Raw genomic sequence first — 11,575 nt, 5'->3', positions numbered from 1 at the left:
GATTCCGTCCAAAATGTCTGTGCCATCAGGGCTGATATGAATTCCGGAATTATTCCGAAACAACCATTTCACGGTTCGGATCAGCAGCCCATTCGGTCATGGAACCATCATACATCGCGGTGTTCTTGTTGCCCATTACTTCGGACAGACCGAACCATGCGACCGACGCCCAGTGACCGGTATTGCAATAGGTGATTTCCTTGGCATCCTTATCGACACCGGCATCCGAAACCAGCGATTCAATGACGTCCGATGCAACAAATGCACCGTCCTGATCGCTATAGAATTCCGACTGCGAAATGTTCTTTGCACCCGGAACCGCACCGGCACGGGCAACAACGCCGCTTTTGGTTTCGCCCTTGAACTGTGATTCCGGACGGGCATCAATCAGCGCAACACCGTTTTCACGTGCCTTGGCAACGTCTTCTGCCGTGGCAAGAAGTTCCGGGCGGAAATTGACATTGAACGCAACCGCATCAGGTGCGACCGCATCGGTCGAAACCGCCTTGCCTGCGGCAAGCCATGCGCGCTGGCCACCATCAAGAATGGTTACCGCATCATGGCCCAGAACCTTGAAGGTCCAATAAACACGGGTTGCAGCCCCGAAGTCCGAGCTGTTCTGACCGGCCGGGACAACCACGACCTGTTTGTCATTGTCGATGCCAAGCGATCCGATACGCTTTGAAATCACATCCAAAGGCGGCAACATGCCGACAACATCATTGACCTTGGCACGCCAGCCGAACTTGCCATAAGGCGCATAAACCGACCCCGGAATGTGACCGGCGTCATAGGGGCTGCCTTCCTTGGTCATCGAACGGATATCAACAACCACCAGCGACGGATTATCGAGGTTTGCTTCAACCCAGTTGGCATCAACCAGCGGCTTTTCCGTCAGGCGCTCGGCCTGGGCAGCATTTCCAGCAAAGGCAAATGCCACCACTGCAACAGCAGAAAGAATGAGAGAGCGCATGGGGCCTGTCTCCATATGTCGAAAAATTCATGAAACTGTGAAAGAGATGTAATCACCCACAGAAAAATGTCAATATTTCAATTAATACACTATTTTTTTGTTCAAAATCATCAGGCCGATAAATTGACGGGAACCGCGCAAGGTTTCCCCACTACAGTTTCAATTTGGATTGGATCGTTTTGGTCGTGTTTGGTGCATTGTTTGGCAAGCCACCGCGCGCAAGGGTGATGCGGGGCACCGTTCAAGCGATAGAGCGCCGTAAAACATCGCCAAACCGAACCGTGCGGGGCCGGGATATTCCAAACAGATTGTTCTAGGCTACCGGGCGCAGGTTATTCAGATAACGGGCAAACTCGCGGGCAAAGGCATCCTGGGTTTCCCGGGTGCGCAAGGCTGGCGGACGGGTCAAAAACCCGTGCAGGGACGCGATGACAAATTCCGCCACCGCCGATGGTTCGATATCGGTCCGCACGGTTTTGTTGAATTGCGCCTTGCCGATCTGCGATGCCAGGCCACGTCGCCAATAGCGGTAAACACCGTCAATCCGTTTGCGCAATCCTTCGTCAAGTTCGCCTGCCCCCGATGCCAACCGTGCCAGCGGGCAGCCGCCTTCAAGCAGTTCGGGCGCATCATGACGGCCAAGACGGTCGACCTGCCCCATCATGACCGGCAGGATATCATCCACATCTTCAAGTTCGGCAAGCCATACCTGATCGACATAGCCCGGCAGGCATTCCTCGATCACCGCATTGACCAGTTTGGCCTTGCCGGAAAAATGATGATACAGCGCCCCTTTGGTACAGCCGCTGACATCCAGGATATTGGCAATCGATGCCCCGCCAAAACCGGCCCGGCGGATTTCGCCAAACGCCGCATCAAGAAGTTTCTGACGGGTCAGATCGGGATCGCGCACCCGCTTGGGCACAAGTGCGCCTTCTGACAGCGCGTCGACCTCCATGCTTTCATCCACCTCAAGCGTCCCGTCATCATATTGATCATCCGCACGGGTGATCCGCGAAAGTGCCGCTGTGATGCTGAATGGTTCTTTGGTCATTGCGCCAATCTGAAAATGACTGCTGAAACGAAATTATTGATAAGTTTCAGGTTCCTCTCTTTTCGCGCACTGGTCAACCTGACTACCTGTATATTGCGTGCACTGTGTGACATGATCGATGACGCAGCCCCTTGCAATTCAATGCAAAGCATACTCTATTGTTGGAAATGCTCGTTTATGGGCGCGCCCCAATTACCCGTCGGACATGCAGATGCAGCTTGATTCCATCGCCTTTGTCGCGGCCGAGACCAAAATCGCACAGGATGCGATGTATCGGCTGAAACATCGTTATGGCCACATTGCGCCCGACAAGGCCGATGTGATTGTCGCCCTTGGCGGGGACGGCTTCATGCTTGAAACCCTGCACCGCTATATGGGCCGGAAAGTTCCGATCTATGGCATGAACCGCGGCACGGTCGGTTTTCTGATGAATGAATTCCGCGAGATGGATCTGATTGACCGCATCACCGAAGCCCAGACCGTCGAACTTCACCCCCTTCAGATGGAAGCCCACACGGTTTCCGGCGAAAGCATGTGCGCGCTTGCGATCAACGAAGTTTCCCTTTTGCGTGAAACCCGTCAGGCCGCCAAATTGCGCATCAAGGTCGACGGGGTTGAACGTCTGGCCGAACTGGTTTGTGATGGCGCACTTGTCTGCACCCCTGCGGGCAGCACGGCCTATAACCTCTCGGCCCATGGTCCGATCCTGCCGATGGGCAGTGGTTTGCTGGCCCTGACACCCATAAGCCCGTTTCGCCCGCGTCGCTGGCGCGGGGCGTTGCTGCCGCACGGGGCCGAAGTTGTCTTTACCATCGAAAACCCGGAAAAACGCCCGGTTTCTGCCGTGGCCGACTATACCGAGGTCCGCGATGTGTCCCATGTGAAGATCCGCGAAGATCGCAACATGAAGATCAAATTGCTGTTTGATCCCGAACATAACCTCGAAGAGCGTATCCTTAAGGAACAATTCGTCGAATGACCACCGCCGCACTTGCACCGTCACAAGACACCATCGACTGGTGCCGCAAACTGATTGCCCACCCGTCGGTCAGCATGACCCCGAACATGGCCCTGATCGAAGAAGTCAAAGCCTTCCTCGACGGGCTGGGCTATGAAACCCTTGTTGTTCGCGATGACAGCAACACCAAGGCCAATCTGTATGCCACCATCGGTCCGGCCGTGAATGGCGGCGTCATTCTGTCAGGTCACAGTGACGTGGTCCCGACCGAAGGCCAGAACTGGGCATCCGATCCCTATGACATCGATATCCGCGACGGCAAACTTTATGGCCGCGGATCATGCGATATGAAGGGGTTCCTCGCCTGCTTGCTGGCCAAGGCCGAAACTTTCAAAAACGCCGATCTGCGCGTGCCGATCCATCTGGCCTTCACCTATGACGAGGAAGTCGGATGCCTTGGCGTGCCAAGCCTGGTCGAGGCGATCAACAACCTGCCCCACAAACCCGCCATGTGCATCGTTGGTGAACCGACCGAGATGAAGGTCATCACCCAGCACAAAGGCAAATATTCCGCCCGTGCCCATTTCACCGGCCGGTCGGGGCATTCGTCGCTTCCGGGCGAAGGTGTTAACGCTGTTGAGTTCGCCTCGGAATTTGTGGTCTTCCTGCGCAAGCTCGGCCGTCAATGCCGCGATGAAGGCCCGCATGACGATGAATTCACCCCCAATCACACCACCTTCCATACCGGCGTGATCAAGGGCGGCACCCAGCTGAACATCATTCCGCAAAACTGCTTTGTCGATTTTGAATTCCGCAATCTGCCCAATGATGATCGCGACGCGCTCAAGGCCAGGATTTTCGATTATCTCGATACAGTCCTGATCCCGGAAATGCGTGAAACCTATGACGATGTCGGGGTCGAGATCGAAGTCATTTCCGACATGCCCGGTCTTGCCACCGGCGATGACGAGGAAGTTACCAAACTGGTCATGGCGCTGACCGGTGCCAACACGACGGGCAAGGTCAGCTTCGGCACAGAAGCCGGCGTCTTTTCCGCCATGGGTGATATTCCGACCGTGGTCTGCGGCCCGGGCAATATCGAACAGGCCCACAAACCAGACGAGTTCATCGAACTTGATCAGTTGGGCCGCTGCGAAGTGTTTCTCGATAAATTGCTGGCCGTTCTGGTCAAGTAACCGGCCCAGTCACCGCCAATATACAGATCACCGCACAAATACAAAAAGGGCTGCGAAATTCGCAGCCCTTTGTCGTTTGGCACATTATTGCTGAATCAAACCAGATTGGCTTCAAAGAATTCCGCAGTGCGCGCATTTGCCGTATTGGCATCGGCTTCGTCATAATGGGCCCCGCCCTTGCGCGCAAAGGCGTGATCGCGCCCCGGATAGATATGAAGCTCGGTCAGCGGATGATCGCCAAGTGCTTCCTTGATCACGTCCTGGGCCTCGGCCGGGATATATTCATCATTGCCCGCCAGATGCACGATCAGCGGCTTTTTGATGTTATCGGCCTCGTTCATGTAATTATTCATGCCACCGCCATAATAGGCGGCAAAGGCATCGCCATCGGTCCGCGTGGCCGACAGGAAGGTCAGCAATCCGCCAAGGCAGAAACCAACAACCCCGACCTTGCCATTGGCCCCATCGATACCGCGCGCGGCCTTCATGGTCGCGGCAATGTCTTCAACGCCCTTGTCGACGTCAAATGCCTGATAATAGCCGAATGCCTGCTTCCATTCTTCTTCGGTCTGATCGGTGATATCAATCCCCGGCTCGATCCGCCAGAACAGGTCCGGACATACCGCGATATAGCCCTGCTTGGCATAATCATCGGCAATGCCGCGCATCACCGCATTGACGCCAAAAATTTCCTGGATCACCACAACAACCGGTGCCGGAAGTTTCGCCGGCATCGCCACATAGGCCTCGAAATTCCCGTCCGGGGTGCTCACAGCAAGCTTTGTCATCGCAATCAACCTCCTTGTTTTGATCTTTGTGCCCAATCAGTTATGCCCTGATTGTGACATCACAAGGTCACAGGATCAAAAAACCGGCTTCATCGATGTATACACCACCGCGTTTCAGGAATGCGGCCCGTTGAATTCGGCTGCCATGTGATGAAGCTCGTGCCACAGGCTGTCGGCAAAGCTGCGCAGGACCGTGATTTCAAAACTGTCGCGATCAAGGCGCGTGACCATCGCCCCGATATGCCCGATCTGGGTCATCGCCGATTGCCCGATGCCAAAGATACCTTCATCAAGGTCAATCATCACCCCCTTGGCCAGAACATCACATACCCGCGCCCCCGTAACGCGCAACCGCACCCGGCCATGGGTCTGATCCGAAAGGGCAAATTCGCCCGGAAGCTGCCCGGCGATTTCGCCAAACCGGCCTTGCGACACATCATTTTCCCCGACCCAGAACCACTGACCGGGCGATAATACCCGAAGCTCCCCGCCCAGATCCGGCGCAATCGCATCCAGCACCTTTTGAAGCTGCTGCTGACGGGGTTGATCGATTGTTCCTGTCGCCTGCCCCAGAACATGAAAGACAAAGCCCGTCCTGACCGGCGCAATATGGATGGCGCCATGCGCCTGCCCGTCCGGCATGGTGGCAAAGGGCGATACGTTATTTAACGGAAAATCACGCATGGAGCTTCTCATTCTCTGGATCGACAAAGGCCGGATTGCACAGGATGCCGGTAATGCTGGTCCCGGCCAGACCGTTCCAGATGACGACTTCTTCGCCATACCGTTCCGGCCCGCCTTTCACCAGCGCCAGGCCAATCGCATGACCAAGGTTTGGCGAATAACACATCGACGTCACATAGCCCTGATCATTGGCAAGGCTGACCGCATCCCCGATTTTCAGGATATGCGACCCGGTGGCGAATTTATCCGCCGGTGATTTCGGCTTGATCCCGACAAGTGCCGGGCGCATCGGGTCCTTGAGCCCTTCGCGCATATTCATCACCCGACCAATGAAATCATCCTTTTTGACTGACACCATCCGCCCCATGCCAAGATCGGCCGGCGTCACAGTGCCATTGATCTCGGCATGGGTGACATGGCCCTTTTCAATCCGCATGACGCCAAGCGCCTCGGTGCCATAGGGCGCAATACCAAATTCCTTGCCCGCCACCATGATGGCATCGGCAACGCTTTCGCCATATCCGGCCGGAACCGCAATTTCATAGGCAAGCTCGCCCGAAAACGATATTCGGAACAACCGCCCGGTCAACCGCCCGCCAAACATCGAAACGTCACGGGCTGCCAGGAACGGGAAGGCATCATTTGAAATATCGTCATCAATGATTTTGGCCAGAACATCACGCGCCCTTGGCCCGGCAATGGCCATCTGCGCCCATTGATCGGTCGCCGATGCCAGACGCACATCAAGATCGGGCCACAAAACCTGCGCACAAAACTCAAGATGGGTCAAAACCCCCGCGGCAAGGGCGGTTGTGGTGGTCATGAAGTAATGATTTTCGGCCAAACAACTGGTCGTGCCGTCATCATACACAAAGCCATCCTCGCGCAGCATGATGCCATAGCGCGCCTTGCCCACCGGCAATTTCAGGAACGCATTGCAATAAACCCGGTTCAGGAATTCTGCCGCATCCGCACCAAAAATCTCGATCTTGCCAAGGGTCGAAACATCGCAAATCCCGACATTTTCGCGCACATTCATGACTTCGCGATCGACACTGTCGCGCCAGAATGTCTCGCCGTCTTTCGGGAACCAGCTTGATCTGTACCAAAGCCCGGTTTCAACAAATTTCGCCCCGTTGCGTTCGGCCCAGCCATGCAGCGGCGATTTGCGCACCGGCTGGAATTCAAACCCCTTTGATGCCCCGACAAGGGCGCCAAACGACACCGGCGTATAAAACGGGCGGAATGTCGTGGTGCCGATCGCACCGGGCGATACCCCCTTGTTTTGGGCAAGAATGCCAATCGCATTGACATTCGATGTCTTGCCCTGATCGGTCGCCATGCCGTTGGTGGTATAGCGCTTGGCAAGTTCGACGTGATCATATCCTTCGCGCATCGCAAGATTGATATCACCCGCCGTCACATCGTTCTGATAATCAACAAATGCCTTGCCCTTGCTGGGTGGCACCGACCAGATCGCAACCGTACCCTGCGCGATATCATCGGCTTTTTCTGTATCGGGCAAACCTGCTGGCGCGGCATTTAATCCAAGCGCATTCAACACCGAAACCGCGGCCGTCGCCCCGGCGACAAAGCACGATGCGATCCCGGCCTTTCCGGCAACCGCCCCGGCGGGCACCATACCATCGCAATTTTCGGGCGGCATGAAACCGACATGCTCATCCGACCAGACCGGCCTTGCCCCGCGATGACAGGCCAGATGCACAATCGGGCTATAACCGCCCGAAACCGCCAGCGCATCAACCGCAATCACTTCATCGCGGCCATCATCATGACGCACGGCAATTGATTTGATCGCCTTGCGCCCCGCCGTATCACGGACCATGGCCCCTGCAATCAACCGTGCCTTGCCGTCATAATCAATATCGGGGCATTTGCGCGGATCAATGATCGCCGCAACCTCGATCCCCCTTGCCTCAAGGTCCATCGCCGTCTGATAGGCCTGATTGTTATTGGCAAAAAGCGCAACCCGCTTGCCCGGTGCGACACCAAACGCATTCAGGTAGGTGCGCATCGCCCCCGCCGTCATCACGCCGGGCCGGTCATTGCCGCCAAACACAATCGGGCGTTCCTCGGCCCCGGTGGCCAGAATGACCTGCTTGGCAACAATCCGCCAAAGCCGTTCCATCGCCCGGTCGGGATTGATCGCCGCGTCAGACAGATGCTTTTGCACCCGTTCAACCGCGGCAAAGACCTGATCGTCATAGGCCCCGAAAACAGTGGTGCGTTTTTTCACCTCGACATTGGGCAGGGCATGCAATTCCCCCACCATATCGGCCAGAACCGCATCGGCGGGTTTGTTGCCGATCATCCCGCCTTCGGCCAGCATCCCGCCGCCAAGCTGCGCGCCTTCATCGGCAATGATCACCCGTGCCCCTGCTCGTCCGGCGGTCAGTGCCGCGGCAAGTCCGGCCGGACCGGCCCCGATCACCAGAACATCACAATGCGCCCAGCATTTTTCATAAGACCCCGGATCGGGATCATAGCTTGCCCGGCCAAGACCGGCCGCCTTGCGGATCAGCGGTTCATAAACCTTTTCCCAGAATGCCGCGGGCCACATGAATGTCTTGTAATAGAACCCGGCACCCAGCAACGGCCCCAAAAGACCATTCATCGCCCCGATATCAAAATCCACATTCGGCCAGCAATTCTGTGATCGCGCTTCCAGCCCGTCAAACAGTTCCGCCATGGTCGCCCGCGTGTTGGGATCACGCCGCCCATCGCGCCCGATGGTCAAAAGTGCATTGGGTTCTGCCGCCCCGGCAGTCAGGATGCCGCGCGGGCGGTGATATTTGAAACTGCGCCCGACCAGTTGTTTGCCATTGGCAAGCAGGGCCGATGCAACCGTATCCCCGCCAAAACCGCGAAGTTTCTCACCGTTAAAGGTGAATTCACGCACATCATCACGGTCAATCAGCGTACCGCCATCAATCCGGAAACTGGTCATGCCCGGCCCTCCGATTTCAGGGTACTGGCTTCGACCACATCACCGGTTTCATGGGTCACCGTGTTGCGATCAAGCACCAGCCAGCGACGGCACCCGCCCGAATGGTGCCAATATTCCCGATGCTGCCCGCGCGGGTTGTCGCGCAGATAGACATGATCAAACCACACGCTTTCATTGGCACCGGCGGCTGGGCGCGGGGTTGGCACTTCGCCACGGATGGTAAATTCCTCACGGGGGCGAAGACCGCAATGGGGACATTTGACAAGACTGCTCATTTCCAAATTCCTTTGCGGCTTAGTGCAGGTTGGCCTGGGCACCAACGCCCTTTTCATCAAGCAGATAACCGCGTGCAAACCGGTCCATGCGAAATGCGGTCGCGGTTTCATGCGGGGTATCGGTTGCCAGCAAATGGGCAAAGCAATATCCCGATGCCGGGGTCGCCTTGAACCCGCCATAACACCAGCCACCATTGAAATAGAGGTTGGAAAGATGGGTCCGATCCATGATCGGCGATCCATCCATGCTCATATCCATGATCCCGCCCCAACTGCGCAGAATACGCACCCGCGACAATGCCGGGATCATCGCCATTCCGGCCTCGGCCACATGTTCGACACAGGCAAGGTTGCCGCGCTGGGCATAGGAATTATACCCTTCGATATCCCCGCCAAACACAAGCCCGCCCTTATCGGATTGCGACACATAAAAATGCCCGGCCCCGAATGTGACGACCGTATCGATAAACGGCTTCAACCCCTCGGACACAAACGCCTGAAGCGCGTGGCTTTCAATCGGAAGACGCATATCGACCATCCTTGCGACATGGCTTGAACTGCCCGCCACCGCCATCGCAAGCTTGCCGCACTTGATCGCCCCGCGTGTGGTTTGAACGCCCGTGATCTGATCACCATCGCGGTCAATCCCCGTGACCTCGCAATTCTGGATGATATCGACACCGTTCTGATCGGCACCACGGGCAAAGCCCCAGGCCACCGCATCATGACGCACCGTGCCACCACGCGCCTGCATCAAACCGCCCATGATCGGGAAACGCGCATTGTCGTAATCCAGAAATGGCAGCTTTTCACGCACCTGATCACGATCAAGAAGGTCTGCATCAACCCCATGCAAGCGCATGGCATTGCCACGCCGGGTATAGGCATCGCGCTGGGCATCGGAATGATACAGATTGATCACCCCGCGCTGGGACACCATGGCGTTGAAATTGAAATCCTGTTCCAGCCCTTCCCACAGCTTCATCGAGAATTCATAGAACGGGTTATTGCCTTCCAGCAGGTAATTCGACCGGATGATCGTCGTGTTACGCCCGATATTCCCTGATCCCAGATAGCCCTTTTCAAGAACCGCAACATTGCGGACACCAAACACCTTGGACAGGTAATAGGCCGTCGCCAATCCATGTCCGCCACCACCAATGATGATCACATCATAACGGGGTTTCGGGTCCGGATTGCGCCAGGCCGGTTTCCAGTTCTTGTTCTTGGAAAAAGCATTGCCAAGCAGTGACAGGGCTGAATAACGCATCTTTGATCTTTCGCTGTTGCCCGCAACGGGTACCAGCCGATCTTGACAGAGCCACAATTTCCAGCTTGTCTAAAAAGGACATCTAATAACATATTTGGGACATCACATCCGATGCCGCCAAATGCACGATCAGGGGCATGCGATGACATCAGGCACGGACAGGGAAAAGCTCAGGGATACGCACAGAGACAGAGACAGGGACAGGGACAGAGACAGGGACGAGGACACGCAAACGCAAACCGGCGCCAATCCCAACCCGGCCTCCCCGCTCACCCGGACTGCCTACCTGTCAGCCAATTCCGGCCAGTCTGCCAAACCATCCTCATCCAGGTCTGATGCCCATTCCAACGCCCCTGCCGGTCCGACTGCATTCCCGGCCCCGCAACATATCGGCTTTTTTCTGCTGCCGGATTTTGCGCTGATGTCCTATGCCTCGGCGATTGAACCGCTACGTGCGGCCAATCTTCTGGCCGGGCGTCCGGTCTATAAGATCCTCAATTATTCGGCGACCGGCGGCAATGTGCTGTCATCGACCGGGACCATGGTGCCGACCACGCCGCTGGCCCAGGCCCCGACCAGCCTGCACAGCCTGTTTGTCTGTGCCGGCGGCCACCCCTCACAATGGCAGGCACCGGGCATGTTGCCCGGTCTTCGCAAACTCGCACGCTGGGGGGTGCGGATGGGCGGCATTTCAAGCGGGGCCTATGTTCTGGCCGCTGCCGGGCTTCTGGGACAACGGCAATTCACCATCCACTGGGAACATGCCCCGGCTTTGATCGAAGCCTTTCCCGATCTGGAACCAAAACGCGCCCGCTTTGTCATTGATGGTGATCGCATCACATGCGGCGGCGGGGTCGCACCGCTTGATATGATGCATGCCATGATCGCGCAACATCTGGGGTCGGATTTCGCAACCCGGGTGTCGGACTGGTTTCTCCATACCCAGGTCGGCACATCAACCGGGTCACAACGCGCATCGCTTGCCGAACGCTATAACGTGCATCATCCGGGACTGTTGCGGGTTCTCGAAAAGATGGAAACCACCATCGAAGACCCCAAATCCCGCGAAGAAATGGCGCGTTTCGCCCGCCTGTCGACCCGTCAGCTTGACCGCCTGTTTGATCAGCATCTCGGAAAATCGTTTCTTGAAACCTATCGCCAGGTGCGTCTGGACCATGCCAACCGGCTTCTGACCCAAAGTGCGCTGACCATTTCCGAAATCGCCTTTGCCACCGGTTTTTCCAATAGCAGCCATTTCTCGCGCAGCTACAAGGCAACCTATGGTGTCACGCCCAGCATGGCACGTGGCGACTGACCATTCCGCCCCATCCCCCGTTCGGCAAGGCCCCCTATCCAACCGAGGGGTGCATTCCCCTGCACGCGACTTCGATAGAATCGGCACGATTCCA

General features: G+C 56.6%; 10 protein-coding genes. 3 read left to right on the top strand and 7 right to left on the bottom strand.

What is annotated here, in order from left to right; translation table 11 throughout:
- Nucleotides 1-49: 49 nt before the first annotated feature.
- Nucleotides 50-973: a sulfurtransferase gene (locus tag SIB88_RS08510; protein ID WP_412557863.1), complete on the bottom strand. Its 924-nt coding sequence runs from the start codon at nucleotides 971-973 to the stop codon at nucleotides 50-52.
- 313 nt (nucleotides 974-1,286) lie between these two features.
- Nucleotides 1,287-2,027, bottom strand: coding sequence for a TetR/AcrR family transcriptional regulator (locus SIB88_RS08505; RefSeq protein WP_068517052.1), 741 nt, complete (start codon nucleotides 2,025-2,027; stop codon nucleotides 1,287-1,289).
- 211 nt (nucleotides 2,028-2,238) lie between these two features.
- On the opposite strand from SIB88_RS08505, the gene SIB88_RS08500 reads away from it, so the two are divergent.
- Both SIB88_RS08500 and argE read left to right on the top strand, forming a co-directional pair.
- Nucleotides 2,239-3,006, top strand: coding sequence for an NAD kinase (locus SIB88_RS08500; RefSeq protein WP_068517051.1), 768 nt, complete (start codon nucleotides 2,239-2,241; stop codon nucleotides 3,004-3,006).
- Entirely contained in the window at nucleotides 3,003-4,181 is a 1,179-nt protein-coding gene (gene argE / locus SIB88_RS08495) for an acetylornithine deacetylase (protein WP_412557862.1), read from the top strand. The genes SIB88_RS08500 and argE overlap by 4 nt, the downstream gene beginning before the upstream one ends.
- A gap of 95 nt (nucleotides 4,182-4,276) precedes the next feature.
- Here the strand turns inward: argE and SIB88_RS08490 are convergent, their stop codons facing one another.
- The 5 genes from SIB88_RS08490 to SIB88_RS08470 form a co-directional block, all read right to left on the bottom strand.
- Nucleotides 4,277-4,969: a dienelactone hydrolase family protein gene (locus SIB88_RS08490; RefSeq protein ID WP_412557861.1), complete on the bottom strand. Its 693-nt coding sequence runs from the start codon at nucleotides 4,967-4,969 to the stop codon at nucleotides 4,277-4,279.
- 114 nt (nucleotides 4,970-5,083) lie between these two features.
- Nucleotides 5,084-5,653, bottom strand: a complete 570-nt coding sequence (locus SIB88_RS08485; protein WP_412557860.1) for a sarcosine oxidase subunit gamma — start codon at nucleotides 5,651-5,653, stop codon at nucleotides 5,084-5,086.
- On the bottom strand, nucleotides 5,646-8,621 hold the full coding sequence (locus SIB88_RS08480) for a sarcosine oxidase subunit alpha family protein (RefSeq protein WP_412557859.1): 2,976 nt from the start codon (nucleotides 8,619-8,621) through the stop codon (nucleotides 5,646-5,648). The genes SIB88_RS08485 and SIB88_RS08480 overlap by 8 nt, the downstream gene beginning before the upstream one ends.
- Nucleotides 8,618-8,896, bottom strand: a complete 279-nt coding sequence (locus SIB88_RS08475) for a sarcosine oxidase subunit delta (RefSeq protein ID WP_412557858.1) — start codon at nucleotides 8,894-8,896, stop codon at nucleotides 8,618-8,620. Before SIB88_RS08475 ends, SIB88_RS08480 begins: the two co-directional genes overlap by 4 nt.
- A gap of 19 nt (nucleotides 8,897-8,915) precedes the next feature.
- Entirely contained in the window at nucleotides 8,916-10,166 is a 1,251-nt protein-coding gene (locus SIB88_RS08470; protein ID WP_412557857.1) for a sarcosine oxidase subunit beta family protein, read from the bottom strand.
- 421 nt (nucleotides 10,167-10,587) lie between these two features.
- Between SIB88_RS08470 and SIB88_RS08465 the strand changes: the two genes are divergently transcribed.
- Nucleotides 10,588-11,481 (top strand): GlxA family transcriptional regulator, encoded by an 894-nt coding sequence (locus SIB88_RS08465; protein WP_412557856.1) that lies wholly within the window; start codon nucleotides 10,588-10,590, stop codon nucleotides 11,479-11,481.
- Nucleotides 11,482-11,575: the final 94 nt, after the last annotated feature.

The organism is Thalassospira sp. MIT121401, assembly GCF_047125595.1.
Taxonomy (GTDB): domain Bacteria; phylum Pseudomonadota; class Alphaproteobacteria; order Rhodospirillales; family Thalassospiraceae; genus Thalassospira; species Thalassospira povalilytica.
This window is presented reverse-complemented; position numbering and strand designations above follow the sequence as displayed.

Excerpts from the sequence above, each read along its gene's own strand:
- SIB88_RS08485 (WP_412557860.1), bottom strand. The coding sequence starts at position 5,653 with ATGCGTGATTTTCCGTTAAATAACGTATCGCCCTTTGCCACCATGCCG.
- SIB88_RS08510 (WP_412557863.1), bottom strand. The coding sequence starts at position 973 with ATGCGCTCTCTCATTCTTTCTGCTGTTGCAGTGGTGGCATTTGCCTTT.
- SIB88_RS08480 (WP_412557859.1), bottom strand. The coding sequence starts at position 8,621 with ATGACCAGTTTCCGGATTGATGGCGGTACGCTGATTGACCGTGATGAT.
- SIB88_RS08475 (WP_412557858.1), bottom strand. The coding sequence starts at position 8,896 with ATGAGCAGTCTTGTCAAATGTCCCCATTGCGGTCTTCGCCCCCGTGAG.
- SIB88_RS08505 (WP_068517052.1), bottom strand. The coding sequence starts at position 2,027 with ATGACCAAAGAACCATTCAGCATCACAGCGGCACTTTCGCGGATCACC.
- SIB88_RS08465 (WP_412557856.1), top strand. The coding sequence starts at position 10,588 with ATGTCCTATGCCTCGGCGATTGAACCGCTACGTGCGGCCAATCTTCTG.
- SIB88_RS08470 (WP_412557857.1), bottom strand. The coding sequence starts at position 10,166 with ATGCGTTATTCAGCCCTGTCACTGCTTGGCAATGCTTTTTCCAAGAAC.
- argE (WP_412557862.1), top strand. The coding sequence starts at position 3,003 with ATGACCACCGCCGCACTTGCACCGTCACAAGACACCATCGACTGGTGC.
- SIB88_RS08500 (WP_068517051.1), top strand. The coding sequence starts at position 2,239 with ATGCAGCTTGATTCCATCGCCTTTGTCGCGGCCGAGACCAAAATCGCA.
- SIB88_RS08490 (WP_412557861.1), bottom strand. The coding sequence starts at position 4,969 with ATGACAAAGCTTGCTGTGAGCACCCCGGACGGGAATTTCGAGGCCTAT.